Here is a 22,376-nt window from a genome sequence, read left to right on the forward strand (position 1 = left end):
TCGCAGAAACCTACAGAAACTGGCTCAAAGCCGCTTGACACGAATAGGAGCATCACGTCGTCGCTGGCCAGCGTGTTGTCAGTGGTGTGTGCGACGCTGAACGGTGATGGCGCGGCACACGACATTCCGGTTCTGTCTCGATCCGACGGTCGAGCAGCGCGAGGTGCTGGCCCGGCATGCCGGGGCGTCGCGATTCGCGTTTAACCAGTGCCTGCGGATCGTGAAAACTGCGCTGACCCAACGCAAAACGGTCCCCGCCATGGAGGTGCCGTGGACCGGGTTCGATCTGATCAACGCGTTCAACGCGTGGAAGAAAACCGAGGGCGCCGGCCGGGTGTTCACCGTCGATGCCGACGGCGGCGTCGAGGTGCGGGTGACCGGCCTGTCCTGGCGGCGTGAGGTGTGTCAGCAGGTGTTTGAGGAAGCCGCCATCGACCTCGGTAGAGGGTTGGCGGCATGGTCGGATTCACGGTCGGGCAAGCGCAAAGGCCGCCGCGTCGGGTTCCCGCGGTTCAAGAAGAAGACCGGCGTCGCGTCGTTTCGGCTGCGCAACAAGCACTGCAAAGGCAAACCCGCCGCGATCCGTATCGGCGACGATGCTCGGCCCCGCTCGATCACGCTGCCCGGTACCGGCACTGTTGCGGTGCATGACGACACCCGTCGGCTGCGGCGCATGCTGGGCAAAGGACGGGCCAAGATCCTCTTCGCCACCATCAGTTACCACGGCGGCCGGTGGTGGATCGCACTCAATGTCGAGGCCGCCGACCTACACCCGGCCCAGCAGCACCCGACACGTCACCCCGACGATGCTCGCGGCTGGGTGGGCGTCGATCGCGGCCTGTCGGCATTCCTGGTCGCCGCGACCGCCGACGGCACCGAGGTCGCCCGCATTGACGATGCGCCCAAGGCGCTGGCTGTGGGGATGAAACAGCAGCGGCGGTTGTCGAAGTCGTTGTCACGCAAAAAGAAAGGATCACACCATCGAAAGGATGCCGCGGCCCGGCTGGCGCGGCATCACCATCGTGTCGCCAACATTCGGCGACATTTCCTGCACCTGGTATCGGGCGAGCTGGTCAAGACCCACGACCGGATCGTCATCGAAAACCTGAATGTGGCAGGCATGCTGGCCAATCACCGGCTGGCCCGCGCGATCTCCGATGCCGGCTGGGCCGAGTTCGCCCGGATGGTGCGCTACAAACAAGCGTGGCGCGGCGGGCAACTGATCGAAGCCGACCGCTGGTATCCGTCAAGTCAGCTCTGCTCGCTGTGCGAACAGCGCCGCACCGACCTGACCCTGGCCGACCGGGTGTTCACCTGCCCCAACGGGCATGTGATCGACCGTGACGGCAACGCCGCCACGAATCTGGCCCGCTGGCCTCACACCCACCCAACCGATCCCCGGACCCCCAAGCAACGGGGCCGGGCCACCAATGCCCGCCGACGGGACGGCGCTGGCCAACACCCCCGTGTTGGTGAAACCAGCCCGAAAGACGCGGGAACCGACGTTCACACCGCACCCGCGGCCTGAACCGACGACGCCCGAGAAGGGCGGTGCCGAACACTCAGTCGAGTTGTTCGACACGCTTTAAATCCGCCCCAGCACGATCATCGACCGGCCTACCTGAACAGTGGCCTGCAGAAGGCTGCCTCCTCCTCCGGAAACAAACTGTGCGGACATCAGCCGAGCAGTTTTGTGCCTACTGCATACCCATAGGGGTATATAATCTCTTGGTGTTACGTCATACACGAAGGGATGATTTCGATGACCGTCACCGACAACCCCGCGCCTGTCGTGGGCATGCCCCGCATCGGCGATGCGGCTCCGGCATTCACCGCCGTGACCACCCAGGGCGACATCCACTTCCCCGCCGACTACGCGGGGAAGTGGGTCATCTTCTTTTCCCACCCAGCCGACTTCACCCCGGTGTGCACCAGCGAATTCATGACGTTCGCTTCGATGGCCGACCAGTTCGCGGCATACAACACCGAGCTCGTGGGCCTGTCCGTCGACGGCCTCTTCAGTCATATCGCCTGGTTGCGCACGATCAAGGACAAGATCGCCTTTCGCGACATGCGGGACGTGGAGGTTACCTTCCCGCTGATCGAGGACATCTCGATGGAGATCGCGCAGAAGTACGGAATGATCATGCCGGGCGAGGACACCACCAAGGCGGTGCGTGCGGTCTTTGTCATTGACCCGGAAGGCGTTATCCGGACGATCATCTACTATCCGCTCAGCCTGGGCCGCAACTTCGACGAGTTACTCCGGGTAGTCAAGGCTCTGCAAACGGCCGACCATTTCGAGGTGGCGACACCGGCGGACTGGCGCCCCGGCGACGCGGTGATCGTGCCGCCGGCGGGTTCGTGCGGCACCGCGCAAGAACGGATGGATGGCCAAGTCGACGGTGTCCAGTGCGAAGACTGGTTCTTCTGCACCAAACAGATCTCCGCGGACGAAGTCGAGTCCGCCATTCGGGGTCGGGACGGCTCCCAGACCTGAGCGCGCCAGGTGAGAGGCATTCGGCGCGTCGTGGAACCTCACCCGTCAGGCTGTAACGAGCAGTAAGGAGAAAAACATGTGTTACCCCGTGCGGTGCGCGACATGCGGTAAAACCGGCTGGGACGGCTGCGGCGAACACGTCGACAGCGTCATGGCCGGCATCCCCAAGGCCCAACGGTGTACCTGTGGGGCAGCCCCCGGTGCCAATACACACGACGTCGGTCGCCAGGCGGTGCCGAAGGTGATGCCCAGTGCTCGTTCGCCGTTTGAATGATCACTCGCCCCTAACGATGCTGGGAGTCGGACGTGTGGTTCGTTGTGTCGACGCGGGCGCCCTGCGAAGACCGGATGACGCGATCGATCAGCAGGACCAATAAGGTCGCCGCGCCCGCCGCGGCAAAGACGAGCAGCGAGGTCCCGACACTGGTCATCAGTGATGGGTTGACCAGCATGACGATTGCCAGGCTCAGCATCAGCATGCCGCCGACCAGTTTCAGCAGACGGCCCTGTCTCTCTTGAAGTTTGGTGGCCCGGAGGGTGACGACGGCTACCCCGAAGATGACCAGTTCATCCAGTTGGTACACCAGCATGTAGAGGCCAAGCAGCGCGGCGAAGATGGTCGGGCTGACGTCCTGGGCCGCGACGATGTTCGTCCACAGGACGGGAAACCCTGCCGTGCAGGCGAGTTCAACGAATGACACTCCTGCGGCGAGCACTGCCGTTGCCGCAACCAGGGTTGGCATGGAGTCGGTGACGGCGAGGACGTGGCGCATCCGTTGGTAGATGCCAGGCTTCCTGGCCTCCGGAATCGTCAGCGATACGCCCTTCTTGAACCAGAAGAAGTCCTTGATGTTAATCGCGGCGATGCCGGCGGCAGTCAGTACGACGACGCCGCGCACCCAGGGTGCGAAACTCACCACCGAGAAGATGGAAAACAGTCCGGCGATGAACAGTGCGTACACCAGCGCAGTCACGAAGATGAAGACCAACCCGATCACCACAATCGTGCGCCGGGATCCGGTGCGCAGCGTCAGCGCGAGCAGAACCGACAGCACCCACAGCGAGCATGGATTGAAACCGTCCACCGCAGCGATGAGCAGAGTGCTCAGTGCGAGCGACTGATTGCCGGCGTCAACCTCGCCGAAAATCGGAAGGTCGATGACATCCCCGCCGGTTGCCTGCGGTGCAGGGGCCGCTGCAGCGTCAGAGGGCGGGGCGTCGGCAGTGGGTGCGAAAACGCCGGCCCCGGCGTCCGGGCAGTCACTGTCCAGACACTGAAGGATCGCCGATTCGAGTTGGCGCGGAGAGGTCGCCTCGGTGTAACCCACCCAATACCTCTGGCCCAGAAAGAATGTGGGCACCCCGGTTCGCCTGATCTCGAACTTTGCGGTCATGCCGGCGAACAGACGCTGGTTTTCGGCACTGTTCCACACCTCGAAGGAGCGCACTTCGAGCCGCGGGTAACGGGCCTCGAGCTCGGCGAGCATCGGCTTGGCGGCTGCACAGTGCGGGCAGCCTTCTCCCCAGAAGAAATACAGCGTGACCTCATCCGCTTGCTCTGCGGACGACTCACCTGGAGCGGCCAGCGGCGCGATGACAAAGATCGCCGCGAGGAGAGCGACGATCACGCCGAGCATCGGGATCGCGCGACGTCCCATGTGTTTTCCTCGGATGGCTATCCAGGCAGGGTGAATGGCTCAGCGCCACGGGCCGCATCCATCAAGCCCCGACCCATCCGGAAAGCGCAGATCACTTCGCCTGCACCAGCGTCATCTGTTTCTCGCAGCAGACCTCCCGGTGTTCCATCTCCGGCGGGCAGGGGCACGCCTTCTCGTAAACGAGCGCCGCTCCGCACTCCGTGCATTCGTATCGTTCTCCGGCGCTTCGGGGCATCTGGAACTCCGCGAGTGTCGTGGTCTGCGCTGCCCGGACCGGCGTCGTCACCATTCAAGGATGCAGGTATCGGCCAACGGGACCCGTGCGTTTGTTTTCGGTTTACGCCTTCCAGTCTCTGCAATGACAGTTGCTTGGCGGAAGGGTCTTAGTACTCCTTTTTGCACCGGAATGAGCCTGACCCCTGGACACGGAATGCCGGTTGGTGCGGCTCGATTCCGAGCTGGAACAGGCTGGGCGGCTTCGGTATCCACAGGGCAGGGGCCGCTGGCGAACTATTGAGTAGATGAGTACTACTGCGCGCGCTCGCGAACCACGCGGGCAACGTTCAGACTGTTGATCATGCGCATCGCGGGCAACTGTGAGAGCGCGGTGGCGGCAAGTATGGCCAGGGCCGCGAGCGCCAGCGTGGTCCACGTCAGTGATAGATGCAGGGTGAACAGGTCACTGTTGAACGACCGCAGGAAAAACCACGCGGTGACCGCGCCCGCGCCCAGCCCGAAGGGAATGGCGAGCGCGGTGGCAGCCAGATTCTCCAATGCCAGTGTGGCGGTCAGTCGCGGTGTCGACACCCCGGCGGCGCGCAGGGTCGCCAATTCTGTGCTGCGCTCGGCCAGGTTCACCGTCATCGTCACGTAGATCACCATGAAGGCCAGCGCCGCGCCCAGCGCCAACATCACCCCGATGAAGGCCCAGAACAGTGCGAGATAGCTGTCGACCGTGGACTCCAGTGCGTGCGTATCGGTGTAGGCGAGGACTCCGGGCAACGAGGTGATCTCCGCCCGCAGCGCGTCCCGGTCCGCGGCGGGGCCGAAACGCAGTAGGTAGCCGTCGACGGGGCTGCCGGTCACCGCCGCGACCGTCGAGTTGGTGGCATAGAGAACTGTGCCCAGCGGTTCGTCGAGCAGTCCGGCCAGGCGAGTCCGGAGCGGCCCGCCGCCGACGGTCGTTATGCTCAGCTCCGATCCCGCCTGCACGCCGAGTTGGTCGGCCAGCGCGGCCCCGGCCACAACACCGTCGCTGGGCAAGGCGATGCCAGTGCCGTCGAGGCCGCGGAATCCGTGCATCGAGGTGTTCGGCACGAATCCGGTCAACGACGTCGGGTAGGTGCGCCCGTTGGCGCTTACAGTCACCGGCACGACGATGCTGGGTTCCAGCGCGGCGACCCCGGGCAACGCTGCCAGTTCTTCGCCGACGGCTTTCGGGCCGGGTGCGACGAGCACCGATGCATCCTCCCGTTGGACGTCTCCGAACTGGATGTCCAGCATCGCGCGCATGCTGGTCACCATCCCGACCGAGGCCAGTACCAGGATCAACGCCAGCACACTGCCCACCATGGTCGCGGCGGTGCGTCCCCGACTCCGGCTCAGCGACCGAAGTGCAAGTTGGACGACGGCGGGTAGCCGCAAGCGGGTTGTCAGCCGGGTCAGCGGTCCTGCCCGCGTGGCCACCATGCGCTGGCCGCGCATCGCGTCGGCGGGGGCGGTGCGGGCTGCCGCCAGAGCCGGCGCCAATGCCGCGATCAGCCCGGCCGCCAGGCCCAGGGCGAAACCGATGACCGCCGTGCTGCCGTGGTGGTGGACCACCGTGTCCGGAACCCCGATCGCCGATGTGTACAGGCCGGTGACCAACGAGGTCGCAGGGATACCCAGCGCTACGCCCAAGATCGCCCCGACGGTCGCCACCGCGGCGCCGTACCAGAGGTAGTGTCGGACCACTCTCCTCGGTCTGGCGCCCATGGCAAGCATTGCGCCGATGATGCGACGCTCAGTGTGGACCACCCTGGTGACCACTACGTACGCGGCGATGGCCGCCGCGGTCAGGAAAAGCACTGGAAAGCCCACGGCGAGTTCGGAGAAGGCGTTCAGATCCTCGTGCAGGGCCGCGTTCGAGGGTTGGTCAGCGCGGGTCTGCACGTCCAGTGCACCGCGTGCCATCAGGAGTTCGGCAATCCCGTCCGTATCGGCTTGGGTTGCACTGCTGGCCATTTGGACCAGCGTTTGATTCGGTGCGGACTGTCCGGTCAGCTCCGCTGCGAGGGCCGGTGGGGCGAAAACGACCGCGAATGCATGCGGGTCGGGCAGGATGTCCTGACGGCTACGGGCGGGCCACAGGTACTCCGGTGACAGCGCGACTCCGGCCACCACAACTGTCCGCCAGTTCGAGCCGTCGTAGACGGCGAAACCGTCTCCCGGGGTGAGCGCGAACGCCTCGGCGGCGTGTTTCTCGATCGCGACCTCACCGGGAGTGCCCGGCTCTGGCCCCCGCCCTTCAATGATCTCGAGGTCGTTGACCCCGCCCTTGTCGCTCAATCCGACCACGCGCCCGATCAGCTTGGTGCCGTTGATCTTCAGGGGCTGATCTTGCACGGTGCGGGTGGACACGGACTCGACACCTTCTGCGTCGCGGACCGCAGCGGCCAGTGATTCCGGGTTGCCGCCTGAGGCGACAAAGTCGGCGAAACTCAGCCGCTCGTAGGTGCGGTCGTATGATGCGCTCAGATTGCGGAACGAGTCGTAACTGGCGATGAACAGCAGCACTCCGAGCATCACGATCGCGGCGATGGCCGCAGACTGGGTCGGTCGCCGCCCCAGATCACGGGCGGTCTTCCGCAGCAGAATCCAGTTCATGCCGATCACCACCGCACGGTGGTGGCCTCTGCCGGCGTGGCATTCCGCTCCTCGGCTGCGATCGCCCCGTCGCGCATCTGAATCGTGCGGTCGGCGATTGCCGCTGCTGCCCGGTTGTGGGTCACCATGATGACCCCGAGGCCGGACCGGTTGGTCTCTTGAAGCAGTTCCAGTACCCGTTGCCCGGTGGCGACGTCAAGTGCGCCCATCGGCTCGTCGGCCAGTAGGAGATCGGGGTCGGTGATCAGTGCCCGCGCGATCGCGACCCGCTGTTGCTGGCCACCGGACAGCTGCGCCGGGAAGTTGTCGGCCCGGTGGCCCAGCCCGACGGCCTCGAGCAGGTCCGGGGCCCGGCCTCGGTCGCCGCGCCCGGTCAGTTCGACGAGAACCTCGACGTTCTCCCTGGCGGTCAACGTCGGGATGAGATTGAAGAACTGGAAGACAAAACCCACGTGGTCACGACGAAACTGACTCAGTGATCTCGGCCGGTAGCCTGAGATATCTTGTCCGGCAACGCATATCGATCCGCGATCGGCCTCTTCGATGCCGCCGATCACATTGAGCAGGGTGGTCTTTCCCGAACCGCTCTCGCCGACGATCGCCACCAACTCGCCTGGTTCGATGTGCAATTCGATGTTCCGCAGCGCATGGACAGCAGCCTCGTCGGTGCCGTAGGTCTTGTCGACGCCGTGGAGCCGTACGCCGCCGCGGCGTTGGGCGGGCTCGTTGGGTCGTGTCATGTTGGTCCCGATCCTGGCCTATCACCTGGGCAGCTGTATCAGATACTACAAACTGCCCGATCTGAAATAGTCCGTTCCGCGGTGACCGCCGCAATTGACCACGATGCTCCGGCAGAAGAGCGATCCAGCCCCAGAAGTCGCGGCGAGGTCGACCTGACGCGGGGCCTTGGAGAAGCGTGTCATAGCAAACCAAATCAACGACACCGAGATCAGCAAGCCTCCGGTGGCAGCCGACGCCAGCAGTACGGTTTCAGGCATGCCGTTGACGACGCAGGCGGCAATGGCCAACGCGGCAGCGCTCTGAATCACAGCGCTCAGACCTTGTTCGGCGGCCATGACGCGTGCCATATAAATCTGTGGAGTGTGCTCATGAAGAAGCGCCATGGTGGTGGACTTGAGAAGACCCTCGCCGAGAAAACCCATGCCCAGTAGTAGGGCCACAGCGGCGATGCCGAAGCCAGACAGCGCGCTTGCCAACAGATAGCCGAGGCCGAATATCGCCAGACCAACGGCGATGGCATCCGTGCTGCGGAGGCTCTTGGAAACGAGTTGGGCCAAACCGAAGGCACCAAGGAGCATCGCCAAGCCACGCGCCACGTATAACAACCCGGTGCCACTTACCCCGTGACCGAAGAACTCCTCGGAGTACAGAGCCAGCAGCACTTGACCACCGACACCGATGTAGAGGGCCATCCGGATGACAAACACCTGGGCGAGGTCGCGATGCCGGAATAGATACCGCAAGCCGGCACAGAAACTCCGAAGAGCATCTTCGCCGGTGCGCGCTGGGCTGTTGTGGCCACCCGAAGGCAACTCGCGGACCCGGCTGAAAAAGATCGCGCTAGCGAAGAAAAGCGCTGCGACAACCAAGAATTCGCCATGGCGATTGAACTCAATACGCGACTGTGCCATGAATGTGGCTCCGCTCAAGACCATCATCATGCTGGGCGTGGCCAGCAGCAAGCGATTGGCTCTCGCGAGGTCGGCCGTGCCGACCAGGAGAGGCAGCAGTGTGAGCCCCGCGATGATGAACATGGTGATCGAAGCGCTGTAGAGCACGTAGAACGCGAAGAACCAGGCGATCGGGAAGATCGACGACCAGAAAGGCAGGACCAACGCAAGCGTGCCGCTGCACATTGTGCTGGCTAGGACGGTTCGGCGCGGGCCGTAGCGACCGATGACGCGACTTGCGACCGGCATCAACAAGAAAGCGGGCAGGAACTGTGCGGTCAGCAGGAGCCCTGGTCCCAGACTGCTGTCCATTGCGGTGTAGACCACGTGCAGTAGGGCGATGTTCGATGTCCAAATTGCGGAGTAGGCCAGGAACTGACTCAGCAACATCAGCGCGAAATCGCGCTGGCGAAACATCAATGTCCAATAGCTCAACGCCCGACTGGGGGCAGTCACACCGCCACCCTTTGGGAGAAGAAGGCGTGCTTCGCGAGGTGAGTTCGCTCGAGCGAGGGTCCGAGCGGTGATGACCGAAGCTCTCCGGCGATGTCGTCCATCTCGTTCAGTACCTGGCCGGCGGAGGGTACTCGGCCGTCGGTGCTACCGATGTACTCGATTTCGAGCTGCGCGAGGTGTCGCCCCGAGTGGTCGGTGCACTGATCGAGACTGAACTGAAAGCCATGTCCGTTGGCGAGTGCGATCGGAATCTTGCGCTGGACTTTGGTGAATGCGTTCAGTTTCGCCAGCCCGTGTGCCCGTATGAAGTCGTCAGCGGGCATTACCGCCCCGTTGCGGTCTGTTTCGTGGGATGCCGACGTCTCGCGTAGCAACAGTGAACCATGCTGCCGTGCATTGTCTTTCACCTTCAAGGAGCAGCGTCCCGCAGCGGTCTCTACGACAGTGGCGGATGAATCTGGGAAGGTGCTCTTGCACACGTGGTAGCGACGAACACGGGTGATGGTGTGTGGGTACGGCAGCAGCAGGCGCCATTGATCTCGCTTCGTGTGCAGCCAGCCGTAGAGGCGATCGAACACCTCCAGTGGGCTTCCGGACGAGATGACATGTTTGGCTTCAATCTCGGGCAGCAACAGGTGAGTTTCGGCCGGAATCTGATCACGAAGCAGAAATTGGAAGTAGCCGGCCAGTCCGGCGAAGGGCGTCCAATGACCGATGATGCGCAATCGACGTGTCAAGGGCACGAGGTCTTCGTTCTTGTTTGCGGGTAGCTTTACCTCGACGCGCGGCCCCATGTCGCCCAGGTGCTGTAGCTGCCCTGAGAACTTGAAGACGTTACGGGATAGGTCGACCGTCAGTCGATGGGACTCGTCATGGTCAGGGGTAAGGGCGAAGTGGCGCCGCTGGGTGACCTTGAGTAGGTTGGGTCGGAGAATCGTTCCGGCGATATCCCATGCTTCATGATCGGCTGCAACGCTTTTCGGAAGCTTCGTGATGGTCCCCAAGCACTCCTTGATATGCCCGTGCTTCTTCTCGATCCGCCAGCTCATCGTCTTGAGTTCGTCAAGAGTGACCGCCGTCGGGTCATCGACATGTCCGTAAGCGCGAAGGCGAAGACGCGTCTCGACCTCGGGGGCGCCGACTCGGCTGCTGTAGAAGAAGAGCGTTAACGTTGTTGGTGCCGGCCGTTCGATCTCGTCGTGCTCGCGCTCGATCGACCGCATGATCTCTGGAAGATCGCGACGGAAGAGGTCATACTTGAATTCGTTTCTTATGGTTGATGTTTCGAAGTTCTCGGGTTGGCGCGGCGGAACGACTCGGCAGTTCAGGGCCGGGTGTGGAGTCATGACTGTCGGCTGCCCTTGCATGATGTGCTCCGTCTCTTCTGGCGTGTGTTGCTTGGGGGTTGAGTCCAGAATCCGGAACCGAGATGACCCCAGTCGAAGAAGGAGATGAGCAGTCTCTAATGTCGAATACTCTCGGCGCTCGCCGGGTCCAGATCCATAGGGCGGCACCAGGTACTTCGTGCAGCGCAATGACATTCGCCTGTCCCACCGTGAATGAGCCCAGCTGGTAGTGGAGCCCCGTGGCCCCGAGAGGGGCGGGGAAGGACGATCAATATGGCGCGTCGCAAGCGGGATTCCGCCGAAGATATCGTCGGCAAGCCGCGCCGAGCCGATGAGCTGGCTGCAGCGAGCCCCCGGGTGTCAGGGGGCGCGGGCGATTGTGATGTCGACCGGATGCGGCACCACGCCGGGGCGGCCGGGCAGGAACATGTCACGCAGGCAGTCGACCAACCGCTCGCGGGTTGCGGGCTGCATCGCCGAGGTGCGGGCCCCGACCAGGAAATCCAGTATCACCTGCCCGCGCCCGAGTGGATCGGCGACAGCCTCTCGGACGTCGAGGTGTCCAACGATGGTCTCCGAACGAACATCAAGGCCGCGTCCGTCTAGCTCCGCGCGGACGTCTTCGGCGAACCACGGCCCACGCCCGTCCCACGGGCAGAGGAGTTCGGTGAGAACACACAGCGGCTCTGACGGCGCGGTGGCCGCCAGCAGCAATCCGCCCGGTCGAAGCATGCTCAGCGCGTGGTCGAGCGTTGCGGTCAGGTCAGCGACGTAATACAGCGAGTGCACGAAGTGCAGCAGATCGACGGGATGGTGGGCATCGTGGTTGGCGAAGTCGCTAGTGACGGTGGTGGGTCTCAGCCCGGGGGCGTCGAGTGCGGCCAGGCGGCCGGCGAATGCCGCGGCTGACGGCGCATGCGGCTCGATGCCCGTGTAGTGGACCTGGCGGCCGCTGGCGGCTAGTGCGCGGGCAAGGGGAGCATCGATGCTGCCGTCGCCGACGCCGACTCCGGTGACCCGTACCGGGTCGCGCCCGGCGAGCAGCGGCGGCAGCTCGCTGCATAGCCATGTCTGCAGCTTGGAACGCTGGTCGCTGGCTGCTTCATACGCCGCGTGGGTGCGTGCGTAGCGTTCACCCGACAGCGCCGGCAACGTGGGCTGGCCCCGCACATCGGCTCGCAACTGGTCCAGCAGGGCGGCAGAAGTTAGCGTGGGCACGCTCAAGAATATTGCCAGGTCGGTTTCACCGGCCGGCGGTGGGAGGCCTTGATCGTCCCCTCAGGATCGTTATAGGCGGCAGCTGGGATTCGGCTGTGGTTGGCTTGAAGCATGACTCGATCCGACACCGCCCGGCGCAGCTTAGAGCACTGGAGTGAGGCAGGGCGGGCAGAGATGGAAGCGTTTTAGTCGCTGGCCACCGAGGATTACCGGTATCTGGCCGCCGCCCGTGACTGGGGCACCGACCTGCGCAGGCATGCGGTCGGCGATCGGGTGAGGTTGCTGGACGTGGCGTGCGGGAGCGGCAAGTTCCCGGCGGCACTGCTCGCAGCCGGGCTCTTGGATCAGCCCGCTGTCGAGGTCGACCTGCTTGACCCCTCCGCATTCAGCATCGCTGCGGCGCGGGAAGTGTTGGCGCCGCCATTCGTCGCCGCTGGAGAACATGAGAGGTGTTGTTGCAGGATTTCTCCGGGATCGGCTACGACGTCGCCTGGGCCACGCACGCGCTCTACGCGGTGCCGCCCGGCGAGCTGGCCGCTGGTATCGCCGCAATGGTCGCGGCCCTGCGCCCCGGCGGTTTCGGGGTTGTCGCGCAGGCGTCGTCCCGCTCGCACTACTTGGCCTTCTACGACGCCTACCGTGCCACGTTCGCCCCTGAGGCCACGCCCTACACCGATGCCGAAGGCGTGGCCTGCGCGCTCCGTGCGGCCGGGGTGCCGGTCGAGGTGCAGGTGTTGCACTACCGCACCGGAACAGGGGACCGGACTCTCGCCGAGGGGTTCCTGCAGCGCTGCGCGTTTGACAGCACGGTGTCGCTGCAAGAGATGGAGAACCGCGGGCAGCTCGCCGATTACCTGGCCGGTTGCCGCGGTTCAGACGGCTCGTACGAATTCCGTCACGAAGCACACCTGATCACCTGGGAGCAGCCATGATCCGCAACCCGCACCTGTCGGAGAGAACCGCAGCGGGCACCGCGTCCGACGTCAGCGTTGACTGGGACCAGGGCAACGACCAATGGTGGGACTGGTACATGTCGCTCGCCGACGGCCCCGTCCCGGACGGCCCGCTCATCGATACGCCGTACCACGATCCCGGCCCGCTCCCCTCTGACGCGCAGGTCGCAGCAGAACTCGCTGAGCCCTACCCGCTCACGACCGCGCAGATCGAGAGCTTTCGGGCGGAGTCGTTCGTCAAGCTGCCCGCCGTACTGACCCCAGGTGCCCTGGAGCGCCTCCGGGCCCGCCTGCGCGCGCTGCTCGACACGGCCGTCGATCCCTCGATCGGATTCCAGAGCCTTGAGATGATGTGGCTAGAAGACGATTTGTTGCGCGCCGCAGTGCTGTCCCCGCGCATCGGTGCCATCTGCGCGGCGTTGCTGGGGACGCGCCAGGTCCGGCTCTACCACGACAACGCCCTGTCGAAGCAACCCGGCGCCGGCCGCACCCCCTGGCCGTACGACGCGCACCACTTCCCCCTCGATTCCCCCGATGTGCTCACGGCGTGGATCCGATCCGACGAGCCGAAACCCGCTGGTGGTGGGTCGGTGATCAAACGGTGGGTGGGTGATACCGACGGACGCTCATCGATATCCAGTGGAAGGCTCGCGGTCGTGACCGCGCATCGGCGCCTCATTCGGGTTCACACATTCTGGCGCTCGGCTTAGGCAATCGCGTCGGCCGAGGGCCAAGCGCGTGCCAATCGCTGATCCGTTGTCAGCAACACCAGATCTGCCTTGTGGGCGAGTTCTACGTAGAAGGCATCGGTGACGCGGAGACTGTCGCGACGCGACCATGCTCCGGCAAGCAGCGGCGTGAGATCGTGCCGGGTCACGGGTGCCTGCCCCAGCTCGTTCAGTGCCGCATCGACCTCGGCAACGGTGAGGACGCCGGAGCGGTGCATGCGGCCAAGTGCCGATAACACTTCGGCGTCGAAGTGCGCCGGCGCGTGCATGACCGTATGAGCTAGCCGCGCACGTACTGCCCGGTGGCGATCTTCGGTCCGGGCGAGTAGATCGACCATCGCACTAGCGTCGATGACCACATGCTCCGGCGCCGAGGGCAGCCTCACGCTCCGAACTCGTCGCGGGCGGCATCAATGGCATCGATCACGTCGTCATGCCGCGCGGTGGTGCTTCTGGCCGTCAGCGTGTCGAGCCATACGTCGGTGCCAGAACTCTCCAACTCGGCGCTGATCGCGGCCTGAGTCAGCGCCGAGACGTTCAATCCTCGCGCCCGAGCTCGTTCCGCTAAATCGTCGGGCACGTACACATTCAACCGGGCCATACACACTAATGTACACACCTAGCGCAAATGGCTTACACCGTGCCGTGACCAAGCAGGCGGTGGCCAACGGCGCGCCGGGGCGACTCGTTCTGCGCGCGCGTAGCTGGCGGGCGTCAGCGGGCTGCGGCAAACGATTTCGGGTCCAATGCATTGCGTTCCGACGGTCAGACCGCGGCCAAGAATGACAGCTAGTCGGCTGGGTTTTCGGCGAAACGCGTCGCTTAACTGGGATTTCGTGGAGCCGATGACGGGAATCGAACCCGCGTATTCAGCTTGGGAAGCTGATGTTCTGCCATTGAACTACATCGGCACTTTTTGCCGCCAAAGGCTAACACCCTGGGGGTATGGCTCGCCCTGGTAGGTGCAGTGGGAGTCCAAGCATGCCGCCTGCCCGGGCCGGGGGTGACGACGGCTACGCTCTTGCCGTGCTGCTCTCCGACCGCGATATCCGCGCCGCGATCAAGGCCGGCAGGCTCGGTCTCGATCCGTTCGATGACGCACTGATCCAGCCGTCCAGCATCGACGTCCGGCTCGACAACCTGTTCCGGGTCTTCAACAACACCCGCTACACCCACATCGACCCTGCGGAGCGCCAGGACGACCTGACCACCCTCGTCGAACCGAAGGTGGACGAGCCGTTCGTGCTGCATCCAGGCGAGTTCGTGCTGGGTGCGACACTGGAGCGCTGCACTTTGCCCGACGATCTGGCCGGCCGGTTGGAAGGCAAGTCCTCGCTGGGCAGGCTCGGACTGCTCACCCATTCGACGGCGGGCTTCATCGATCCGGGATTTTCCGGACACATCACCCTTGAGCTGTCGAACGTCGCAAACCTGCCGATCACGTTGTGGCCGGGCATGAAGATCGGCCAGCTCTGCCTGCTGCGTCTGACCAGCCCCGCTGAGCATCCCTATGGAAGCGCCAAGGCCGGCTCGAAATATCAGGGGCAGCGCGGTCCCACTCCGTCGCGCTCCTACCAGAGCTTCATCAAATCCCGCTGAGTCGACCGAAATCCCGCTGAGGCGACCGCCTATGCTCCGCGGGACCATTTAGGGGGCCCGAATTGCCAGAGATCGATCCTGCCGCTACCGCCTGGTTGCTGGCCAGCACCGCGCTCGTCCTGCTCATGACTCCTGGGCTGGCCATCTTCTACGGGGGCATGGTCCGCACCACCGGCGTGCTCAACATGATCATGATGAGCTTCATCGCGATCCCGCTGTGCACGCTGGCGTGGCTGTTGGTGGGCTACTCGCTCGCGTTTTCCGATGACGCCGGTGGCGGTCTGATCGGCAACCTTTCGCACATCGGCATGCTGGGCATCGATCCGACCACCGTGCGAGATTCGATTCCCGAACTGTTGTATGTCACGTTCCAGCTCAGCTTCGTGATTCTCACCGCCGCCCTGATCAGTGGCGCGATCGCGGATCGCGCCAAGTTCGCGGCCTGGATGGTCTTCGTCCCGATCTGGTCGGTTGTGGTGTACGCCGCGGTCGCGCACTGGGTGTGGGGTCCGGGCGGGTGGCTCTCCGAACTCGGAGTGCTGGACTACGCCGGCGGCCTGGTCGTCGAGATTGTCTCCGGCGCGTCCGCGTTGGCGCTGGCGCTGGTGCTCGGCCCGCGGATCGGGTTCAAGTCGGACGCCATGCGCCCGCACAATTTGCCCTTCGTGCTGCTCGGCGTCGGACTGCTTTGGTTCGGCTGGTTCGGATTCAATGCGGGTTCCGCGCTGGCTGCTGATGGGATGGCGGCGGCGATCTTCTTGAACACTCTTATTGCGGGCTGCCTCGGCATGCTCGGTTGGCTGGCGGTCGAGCAGATTCGGGACGGTCGACCGACCACCTTCGGCGCAGCCTCTGGTGTGGTCGCCGGCCTGGTCGCGATCACCCCGTCCTGCGGAACGGTAAACAGCCTTGGTGCGCTCGTCGTCGGCTTCGCCGCCGGCGTCGTCTGCTCGTTCGCGGTGGGCCTCAAATTTCGATGGAACTACGACGACTCGCTCGACGTCGTGGGCGTGCACTTCGTCGGCGGCGTCGTCGGCGTCCTGCTGATCGGGCTGCTCGCCAATGAGGTGATGACGGCGGGCCCACGGGGCCTCTTCTACGGTGGCGGCCTCGTCCAACTCGGCAAGCAGGTGCTTGCTGCGATAGTCGTCGCGCTGTACGCGTTCGCGGTGTCCTACGCGTTGGCCAAGCTGATCGACAAAGTGCTGGGATTCCGAGTCAGCGCCGAAGACGAGACCACCGGCGTCGACTTCACCCAGCACGCCGAAACCGCGTACGCCGAGGGCGTCCACGGACATCTTCCGTCGCGACGTCCGGGAACACCCGGTTCCGGGGTGCGCCCGGAGTGGCTCGGCGAAGGCTGATCGCGAGGTCGGCCGGGCTTTTCAGCCCTGAAGCAGGGGTCTGTCGTTGAGGCGAACAGGTTCGGATCGCTCGGCGTCCAGCTAACGCCATCCGGTGTAACGGCCCAGCCGCTGGGGACGATGAAGTAACTAGTCGTCGGCTTTTCCTGGCTGCGGGACCAGCTGCGGCCGATAGTCATAGCAAACGTACACGGAGGGGTTAGTGGATATCGTACTGGGTGTTTCGATGACCCCTGCGAAGGTCCGCATGGTCCTGGTCGAGGGGGAAAAAGCGGACGGTGTCACCGTCGATCACGATGTATTCGAGGTCGCGTCGATAGACGGCTCAGCAAACGTCACTGATCAAGTTGCCGCGGCGGTTCTCGGCACCCGGGAAAGTGCACAGGCCGGGGGGCATCACCTCAAATCGATCGGCGTGACCTGGAGCGACCACGCCGAGGCGTCCGCGCTGCGCGATGGGTTGGCGGCTGCTGGCATCGACGACGTCATGCTCGTTTCGGAGGGGCACGCCGCGGCCTCGCTGGCCCAGGCGGTCGGACAGGCTGTCGGATACGCCTCCACTGCGCTGCTATTCGTCAATCGCGATGCCGCGACGCTGTCGGTCGTGCGCACCGATGACGGCTCAGTGGTCAAAGTGCTCAGCCGCACGCTGCACAGTGCGGACGCGATGGCCGTTTTGACCGAGATGGCCGATGCTGTCGCGGCCCGGGAGGCCCCGCCGGAGGGCATCTTCGTGGTCGGCTCCGGCGTCGACATCAGCTCGGTGAAGGCGCACCTCGAACATCTTGTGCCGGTGCCGGTCAATGCGCCCGAGGAAGCTGAGTTGGCGTTGGCCCGAGGGGCTGCGCTGGCCTCGGCCTCGGCGCCCACCTTTGAGGCGTCGACGGTCGGCCTGGCGTATTCGAAGGACCCAGATGGCAGCACCGCCGGCTCGGCGTATGCCGCCCCGGCCAGTGCCGACACTCAGCTGGCGCCGGCAGCCACTGCCCAACCCGCCGACGACGTGGTCGACGAGTACGCGCAAACGCAGGCCCGGCCGGTCGAGGGGGAGCGCAAACCGTTCCTGCTCGTCGGCAGCGCTCTAACGTCAATTTTCGTTGTTGGGGTTGTGGCGCTGGCGATTTCGTTGGCTGTCAGTATTCGCCCGACCGCTGATCAGCGTCCCAGCCCCGCTGAGGGCATCATCGTGCCCAGCAGTCAGGTACCAGCGCCGGCGCAGGAGGCGCTGCAGCCCGTTGATCCGCCGGTGGTCGAGACCATCAAACCGCCGGTGCCCGTGGTCCAACAGGCTCCCGTGCAGGCGCCGCGAACGGTGTACGTGGAGCAGGCTCCTGCACCGGCCCCGCCCGCTCCGGCGGCGGCACCGGCCCCCGCGGTCGCGCTCCCGGCGGCCCCCCCGCCGGTGGTCGCCGCACCGGTGGTGCCACCCCCGGTGGTCATATTGCCGCAGTCGCAGTGGCCGTTGTGGAGGCCGTCGCAGGACAGCGGGATATCGTCGCCGAGCGCGCCGCAAGTACTGCAATCCCCTCAATATCCGCAGGTGCCTCAGGCCCCCCAGGCCCCCCAGGCGCCGCAACAGCCCCAACTCCCCGGCGGCGGCGCCGACTCCAGTGATGACTCCACTGGTTCAGGCTCCGGTTCCGGCGCTGGACCCGATTCGGATTCCAGTTCCGGCGGTGGCTCTGATTCGGACCCTATTGATGGCTCCAGTGGTTCGGGTTCGGGTTCGGGTTCGGGCGCAGCGGCCGGTGACTCGGGTTCGGGCGCAGCGGCCGGCGACTCGGGTTCGGGTGCGACGGCCGGTGACTCGGGTTCGGGCGCAGCGGCCGGCGACTCGGCCGCGGGTTCGGGCGCCAGCGGAGGATCCAGCTTGAACTCTTCCAGCAGCAGCCCTGCGTCCGACACTTCTGGTCGCGGGTCGGACGGCCCTGGGGAGCCCGGGTATCCGACGGGTTCGGGAAGCTCAGGGGGGTCTTCGAGCAGCGGTGCAGGTTCCGGGGGCGGCGACTGCTTCCTGGTCGCCTGCGCTCCCAGCTAGCAATCGTCACCTGCCGTTGGTCTGGCGCTCAGTCTCGCGTAGCGGGTCGCTCATCGCGGCTGCCTATAGAAGCAGTATGCGATGCACCGTCTTCGGCACCGGATACCTCGGCGCGACCCACGCAGTGGGGATGGCCGAGTTGGGTCATGATGTCCTCGGCGTGGATATAGACCCTGGCAAGGTCGCCAAGCTATCGGGGGGAGATGTTCCGTTCTACGAACCCGGACTGCGAAAGATGCTGCAGCGCAACATCCGAGAAGGGCGGCTACGCTTCACCACCGACTATTCGGAGGCAGCTGAGTTCGCTGACGTGCATTTCCTCGGCGTGGGCACTCCGCAGAAGAAGGGCGAGTACGGCGCGGATCTGCGTCATGTGTACGCCGTGATCGACACATTGGTGCCAGCGCTGCGACGGCCTGCCGTGATCGTGGGCAAGTCAACTGTTCCGGTCGGCACGGCGGCCGAACTGTCTGAGCGCGCGGCAAGCCTGGCTCCCGAAGGGGTAACAGTCGAGGTTGCCTGGAATCCGGAGTTCCTGCGTGAGGGTTTCGCCGTCTGGGACACCCTGCACCCCGATCGTATTGTCCTTGGCGTGCAGGTTAACTCAGTGCTAGCCGAGGGTGCGATCCGGGCGCTGTACGCGCCCCTTCTCGACGAAGCGGTGCCCTTTCTGCTGACCGATCTGCAGACGGCCGAACTGGTCAAGGTGTCGGCCAATGCCTTTCTCGCGACCAAGATCTCGTTCATCAACGCTATCTCCGAAGTGTGTGAAGCCGTCGATGCGGACGTCACCCTGCTGGCCGACGCGCTCGGATACGACGCTCGCATCGGCCGGCGATTCCTCAACGCGGGCCTCGGTTTCGGCGGCGGCTGCCTTCCCAAAGACATCCGCGCGTTCATGGCCCGGGCGGGGGAGCTCGGCGCGAACCATGCCCTGACATTCCTGCGGGAGGTGGACAGCATCAACATGCGCCGCCGAACCAGGATGGTAGAGCTGGCGACCAGGGCGTGTGGGGGCTCGCTGCTGGGCGCGAACGTGGCCGTACTCGGCGCGGCCTTCAAGCCTGAATCTGACGACGTGCGCGATTCTCCTGCCCTCAACGTGGCCGGAATGCTGCAACTCAATGGCGCCACCGTCAATGTCTACGACCCCAAGGCGATAGAGAACTCACGGCGCGTCTTCCCCACTCTCAACTATTCGACGTCGGTTGTGGAGGCTTGTGAGCGGGCTGACGCCGTGCTGGTGCTGACCGAGTGGAACGAATTCCTCGAATTGCATCCCGAAACACTGGCCGACATCGTGCGAGCCAAAATCGTTGTGGATGGCCGTAATTGCCTCGACAGCGCGTTGTGGCGAGAGGCGGGCTGGCGGGTCTACGCCTTGGGTCGGTCAGACGGAGCGCCGGCGGCGGCGTAGCGTCGGCGACATGACCGTGTACGCGCTGAACTTGTTCGATGTCTCAGACCGTGACGAGTACCTGGCCTACTCCAAGCGTTCGCCGAAGGAAGTCGCCGGCCACGGCGGCCGAGTCGTCGCCCTGGGGCAACTCCGCGAATCGATCACCGGTGACATCGAGCCCCGCAAGGTGCTGATTCTCGTCGAGTGGGACTCCAAAGAGGCATTCGACAGCTATCGCAACGACCCCGGACTCGCGGACCTGCACGCCCACCGGGAGAACGGTTCGTCGTCCTACATCTGGCACCTCTTCGACCGCTTGGACGACCTGCGACCGCTGCTTAAGCTGGCGTGATGGCAGCCGAAATTCTGCGTCACCGAATCCGTTGGTTGGCTCTACACGGCGTGATCCGCGCACTGTCGAAAGTAGGCGCCCGCAGGGATGGCGATCCGCAGGCCCGGCTTATCGCCGACCCTGAAGTGCGCGCCGATCCCGCAGCGTTCGCCGACGAACTACGGGACCGTGGCCCGGTGATCCGGTGCCGCGCGGTCCTGATGACCGTGGACCACCAGGTGGCCAACGAGATGCTGCGGTCCGAGGACTTCCGCGTCTCGTCGCTCGGCGCCGGCCTGCCGGCACCGTTGCGCTGGATCAACCGCAAGACCCACCCCGGATTGTTGCACCCCATCGAGCCGCCGTCACTGCTGTCGATCGAGCCGCCCGACCATACTCGGTGCCGCAAGTTGGTGTCCTCGGTATTCACTCCCAGGGCCGTCGCAGCGCTGCGCGAAAGCGTTCAGCAGACCGCAGACCAATTGCTCGACGACCTAGACAGGGAATCCGGCGAGGTGGACGTTGTCGCCCGGTACTGCTCCCAGTTGCCAGTGGCGGTGATCAGCGACATCCTGGGGGTGCCCGAACGCGACCGCCAACAGATCCTGCACTTCGGTGAGCTCGGTGCGCCCAGCCTTGACATCGGGCTGTCCTGGCCGCAGTACATGCAGGTACACCAGGGCATCGTCGGTTTCAACAACTGGCTCGGTGACCATCTTGACCAGCTGCGCCGAAACCCCGGCGACGATTTCATGAGCCAGTTGATCCAGGCCAGCCAGGCCGCAGCCGAGGGTGCCCGGCTCTCGGATCGTGAACTGCAGGCGACCGCCGGACTGGTGCTGGCGGCCGGCTTTGAGACCACGGTGAACCTGCTCGGCAACGGTATCCGGATGCTGCTGGACAACCCCGAACATCTGGAGACCTTGGCAGCCCGCCCGGAGCTGTGGCCGAACGCCGTGGAGGAGATTCTGCGGCTCGACTCGCCGGTGCAGATGAGCGCGCGCATCGCCGCCAAAGACATCGAGGTCGCCGGCACCAAGATTCGGCGGGGGGAACTCGTCATCATCTATCTGGCCGGCGCCAACAGGGACCCGAAGGTATTCGAGGATCCCCACCGCTTCGACATCGAGCGGGCGAATGCCGGCAAGCATCTGTCGTTCTCCGGGGGTCGGCATTTCTGTCTGGGTGCGGCGCTGGCCCGCACCGAAGGCGAGGTGGGTCTGCGCACGTTCTTTGAGCGCTACCCGGCCGCCCGGCTGTCCGGAGAAGGCAGCCGGCGCGACACCCGGGTGCTGCGCGGCTGGTCGACCTTGCCGATCACGCTCGGTAAGGCGCCTGCCGCGCTAGGTTCGTAGCGTGGACTTCCGGGCAGCTCTGCTCGACCAAACTCGAGCCTTCGGCGACGTGATCAGATCGGCAGATCCGACGACGCCGGTTCCGACCTGTGGGGACTGGACGTTTCGGCAGTTGTTCCGCCATGTGGGTCGCGGAAACCTCTGGGCGGCACAAATCATCAGCGAACGTCGCAGCCAGCCGCTGGACCCGCGCGACGTGCGTGGCGGCAGGCCGCCCGAGGACCCTGACTCGGCGATCGACTGGCTTACCGAAGGCGCGCAGGCGGTCATCGATGCGGTCGACCAGGTCGGCTCCGACGCCCGGGTATGGACGTTTCTGGGCGCCCGCCCGGCAGGATGGTGGATCCGCCGACGGCTGCACGAGGCGACAGTGCACCGCGCGGATGCCGCTCTGGCGCTCGGCATAGAGTTCGACCTGTCCTCGGAGCTGGCCGCCGACGCGCTCAGCGAGTGGATCGATCGAACTTGTGTGGACACCCGGCAGCCGGCGGCGCTGGACCATGGGCAGTCCATCCATCTGCACGCCACCGATGACCGGCTGGGTCCCACCGGGGAGTGGAGCATCGTCCATAACGAGGAGGGTGTGTCGTGGTCGCACAGCCACGAGAAAGGCAGCGTCGCACTGCGCGGCCCAGCCAAGGAATTGCTGCTGGCCGCGGTGCGTCGCAGGACCGCGGTGGATGCGGGCCTGGAAGTTTTCGGCGACCCCGCCGTCTGGGACGCTTGGCTGGATCGCACCCCGTTCTGAGTGGCGCTTCTTCTCGGAGAAGGTCAAACGGCCTATGCTTCGCGAGCATGACCACATCAGAGATGGCCACCGTCCTTGCCTGGCATGACGCGCTCAACGCCGGCAACCTAGGCACCCTGCTGTCCTT

At 64.9% G+C, this 22,376-nt stretch carries 21 protein-coding genes, 1 tRNA gene and 1 pseudogene; 13 read left to right on the plus strand and 10 right to left on the minus strand.

Annotation, left to right across the window (positions count from 1 at the left end; all coding sequences use genetic code 11):
* The first annotated feature begins 106 nt into the window (after positions 1-106).
* The 3 genes from ACPGXI_RS14800 to ACPGXI_RS14810 all read left to right on the plus strand — a co-directional run bounded on the left by ACPGXI_RS14800 (position 107) and on the right by ACPGXI_RS14810 (position 2,774).
* A complete protein-coding gene (locus tag ACPGXI_RS14800) occupies positions 107-1,528 on the plus strand; it encodes an RNA-guided endonuclease TnpB family protein (RefSeq protein WP_526654199.1) in 1,422 nt (473 codons plus the stop codon).
* Positions 1,529-1,762: 234 nt separating this feature from the next.
* On the plus strand, positions 1,763-2,500 hold the full coding sequence (locus tag ACPGXI_RS14805; RefSeq protein WP_526654201.1) for a peroxiredoxin: 738 nt from the start codon (positions 1,763-1,765) through the stop codon (positions 2,498-2,500).
* A 76-nt stretch (positions 2,501-2,576) separates the two neighbouring features.
* Complete coding sequence (locus ACPGXI_RS14810; protein WP_526654203.1) at positions 2,577-2,774, plus strand: DUF8730 family Cys-rich protein; 198 nt, start codon at positions 2,577-2,579, stop codon at positions 2,772-2,774.
* Between the two features lie 10 nt (positions 2,775-2,784).
* On the opposite strand, the gene ACPGXI_RS14815 is transcribed toward ACPGXI_RS14810, so the two are convergent.
* The 7 genes from ACPGXI_RS14815 to ACPGXI_RS14845 form a co-directional block, all read right to left on the minus strand.
* A complete protein-coding gene (locus ACPGXI_RS14815; protein ID WP_526654205.1) occupies positions 2,785-4,158 on the minus strand; it encodes a thioredoxin family protein in 1,374 nt (457 codons plus the stop codon).
* Between the two features lie 91 nt (positions 4,159-4,249).
* A complete protein-coding gene (locus tag ACPGXI_RS14820) occupies positions 4,250-4,444 on the minus strand; it encodes a hypothetical protein (protein ID WP_526654207.1) in 195 nt (64 codons plus the stop codon).
* 242 nt (positions 4,445-4,686) lie between these two features.
* On the minus strand, positions 4,687-7,023 hold the full coding sequence (locus ACPGXI_RS14825; RefSeq protein ID WP_526654209.1) for an ABC transporter permease: 2,337 nt from the start codon (positions 7,021-7,023) through the stop codon (positions 4,687-4,689).
* A gap of 5 nt (positions 7,024-7,028) precedes the next feature.
* Positions 7,029-7,763 (minus strand): ABC transporter ATP-binding protein, encoded by a 735-nt coding sequence (locus ACPGXI_RS14830; RefSeq protein WP_526654211.1) that lies wholly within the window; start codon positions 7,761-7,763, stop codon positions 7,029-7,031.
* Positions 7,764-7,808: 45 nt separating this feature from the next.
* On the minus strand, positions 7,809-9,170 hold the full coding sequence (locus ACPGXI_RS14835; RefSeq protein WP_526654213.1) for an MFS transporter: 1,362 nt from the start codon (positions 9,168-9,170) through the stop codon (positions 7,809-7,811).
* A complete protein-coding gene (locus ACPGXI_RS14840) occupies positions 9,167-10,537 on the minus strand; it encodes a hypothetical protein (RefSeq protein WP_526654215.1) in 1,371 nt (456 codons plus the stop codon). Before ACPGXI_RS14840 ends, ACPGXI_RS14835 begins: the two co-directional genes overlap by 4 nt.
* A 339-nt stretch (positions 10,538-10,876) precedes the next feature.
* Positions 10,877-11,734 carry a class I SAM-dependent methyltransferase gene (locus tag ACPGXI_RS14845; RefSeq protein WP_526654217.1) on the minus strand — a complete coding sequence of 286 codons (858 nt, stop codon included), beginning with the start codon at positions 11,732-11,734 and terminating at the stop codon, positions 10,877-10,879.
* A gap of 449 nt (positions 11,735-12,183) precedes the next feature.
* Between ACPGXI_RS14845 and ACPGXI_RS14850 the strand changes: the two genes are divergently transcribed.
* Positions 12,184-12,666 (plus strand): hypothetical protein, encoded by a 483-nt coding sequence (locus ACPGXI_RS14850; RefSeq protein WP_526654219.1) that lies wholly within the window; start codon positions 12,184-12,186, stop codon positions 12,664-12,666.
* Positions 12,663-13,397: a phytanoyl-CoA dioxygenase family protein gene (locus ACPGXI_RS14855; protein WP_526654221.1), complete on the plus strand. Its 735-nt coding sequence runs from the start codon at positions 12,663-12,665 to the stop codon at positions 13,395-13,397. Before ACPGXI_RS14850 ends, ACPGXI_RS14855 begins: the two co-directional genes overlap by 4 nt.
* Here the strand turns inward: ACPGXI_RS14855 and ACPGXI_RS14860 are convergent.
* The 3 genes from ACPGXI_RS14860 to ACPGXI_RS14870 all read right to left on the minus strand — a co-directional run bounded on the left by ACPGXI_RS14860 (position 13,394) and on the right by ACPGXI_RS14870 (position 14,326).
* A complete protein-coding gene (locus tag ACPGXI_RS14860; protein ID WP_526654223.1) occupies positions 13,394-13,801 on the minus strand; it encodes a type II toxin-antitoxin system VapC family toxin in 408 nt (135 codons plus the stop codon). The genes ACPGXI_RS14855 and ACPGXI_RS14860 overlap by 4 nt on opposite strands.
* The gene (locus tag ACPGXI_RS14865; protein ID WP_526654225.1) at positions 13,798-14,016 is read right to left on the minus strand and encodes a type II toxin-antitoxin system CcdA family antitoxin; all 219 of its coding nucleotides are present in this window, start codon (positions 14,014-14,016) and stop codon (positions 13,798-13,800) included. Before ACPGXI_RS14865 ends, ACPGXI_RS14860 begins: the two co-directional genes overlap by 4 nt.
* Positions 14,017-14,252: 236 nt before the next feature.
* Positions 14,253-14,326, minus strand: a tRNA-Gly gene (locus tag ACPGXI_RS14870).
* Between the two features lie 115 nt (positions 14,327-14,441).
* On the opposite strand from ACPGXI_RS14870, the gene dcd reads away from it, so the two are divergent.
* From dcd to ACPGXI_RS14910, 8 genes and pseudogenes are all read left to right on the plus strand, one after another.
* Positions 14,442-15,014, plus strand: a complete 573-nt coding sequence (dcd, locus tag ACPGXI_RS14875; protein ID WP_526654239.1) for a dCTP deaminase — start codon at positions 14,442-14,444, stop codon at positions 15,012-15,014.
* A 62-nt stretch (positions 15,015-15,076) separates the two neighbouring features.
* Positions 15,077-16,378 carry an ammonium transporter gene (locus ACPGXI_RS14880; protein ID WP_526654227.1) on the plus strand — a complete coding sequence of 434 codons (1,302 nt, stop codon included), beginning with the start codon at positions 15,077-15,079 and terminating at the stop codon, positions 16,376-16,378.
* 202 nt (positions 16,379-16,580) lie between these two features.
* Positions 16,581-18,416 (plus strand): DUF7159 family protein, encoded by a 1,836-nt coding sequence (locus ACPGXI_RS14885; protein ID WP_526654229.1) that lies wholly within the window; start codon positions 16,581-16,583, stop codon positions 18,414-18,416.
* Positions 18,417-18,492: 76 nt separating this feature from the next.
* Positions 18,493-19,833 (plus strand): UDP-glucose dehydrogenase family protein, encoded by a 1,341-nt coding sequence (locus tag ACPGXI_RS14890; protein ID WP_526654231.1) that lies wholly within the window; start codon positions 18,493-18,495, stop codon positions 19,831-19,833.
* Positions 19,834-19,843: 10 nt separating this feature from the next.
* Positions 19,844-20,167 carry a DUF1330 domain-containing protein gene (locus tag ACPGXI_RS14895; protein WP_526654233.1) on the plus strand — a complete coding sequence of 108 codons (324 nt, stop codon included), beginning with the start codon at positions 19,844-19,846 and terminating at the stop codon, positions 20,165-20,167.
* On the plus strand, positions 20,167-21,501 hold the full coding sequence (locus tag ACPGXI_RS14900; protein ID WP_526654235.1) for a cytochrome P450: 1,335 nt from the start codon (positions 20,167-20,169) through the stop codon (positions 21,499-21,501). The genes ACPGXI_RS14895 and ACPGXI_RS14900 overlap by 1 nt, the downstream gene beginning before the upstream one ends.
* Before the next feature lies 1 nt (position 21,502).
* A complete protein-coding gene (locus ACPGXI_RS14905; protein WP_526654237.1) occupies positions 21,503-22,249 on the plus strand; it encodes a maleylpyruvate isomerase family mycothiol-dependent enzyme in 747 nt (248 codons plus the stop codon).
* A gap of 47 nt (positions 22,250-22,296) precedes the next feature.
* Positions 22,297-22,376 (plus strand): annotated as a pseudogene (locus tag ACPGXI_RS14910) (nuclear transport factor 2 family protein); the annotation flags it as partial.

The organism is Mycobacterium sp. (genome assembly GCF_049608025.1).
Lineage (GTDB): Bacteria > Actinomycetota > Actinomycetes > Mycobacteriales > Mycobacteriaceae > Mycobacterium.

Bases quoted from the DNA above. Each gene is read 5' to 3' on its own strand.
- ACPGXI_RS14800 (WP_526654199.1), top strand. From the start codon at position 107: ATGGCGCGGCACACGACATTCCGGTTCTGTCTCGATCCGACGGTCGAG.
- ACPGXI_RS14805 (WP_526654201.1), top strand. From the start codon at position 1,763: ATGACCGTCACCGACAACCCCGCGCCTGTCGTGGGCATGCCCCGCATC.
- ACPGXI_RS14810 (WP_526654203.1), top strand. From the start codon at position 2,577: ATGTGTTACCCCGTGCGGTGCGCGACATGCGGTAAAACCGGCTGGGAC.
- ACPGXI_RS14815 (WP_526654205.1), bottom strand. From the start codon at position 4,158: ATGGGACGTCGCGCGATCCCGATGCTCGGCGTGATCGTCGCTCTCCTC.
- ACPGXI_RS14825 (WP_526654209.1), bottom strand. From the start codon at position 7,023: ATGAACTGGATTCTGCTGCGGAAGACCGCCCGTGATCTGGGGCGGCGA.
- ACPGXI_RS14830 (WP_526654211.1), bottom strand. From the start codon at position 7,763: ATGACACGACCCAACGAGCCCGCCCAACGCCGCGGCGGCGTACGGCTC.
- ACPGXI_RS14840 (WP_526654215.1), bottom strand. From the start codon at position 10,537: ATGCAAGGGCAGCCGACAGTCATGACTCCACACCCGGCCCTGAACTGC.
- ACPGXI_RS14855 (WP_526654221.1), top strand. From the start codon at position 12,663: ATGATCCGCAACCCGCACCTGTCGGAGAGAACCGCAGCGGGCACCGCG.
- ACPGXI_RS14865 (WP_526654225.1), bottom strand. From the start codon at position 14,016: ATGGCCCGGTTGAATGTGTACGTGCCCGACGATTTAGCGGAACGAGCT.
- ACPGXI_RS14890 (WP_526654231.1), top strand. From the start codon at position 18,493: ATGCGATGCACCGTCTTCGGCACCGGATACCTCGGCGCGACCCACGCA.
- ACPGXI_RS14895 (WP_526654233.1), top strand. From the start codon at position 19,844: ATGACCGTGTACGCGCTGAACTTGTTCGATGTCTCAGACCGTGACGAG.
- ACPGXI_RS14900 (WP_526654235.1), top strand. From the start codon at position 20,167: ATGGCAGCCGAAATTCTGCGTCACCGAATCCGTTGGTTGGCTCTACAC.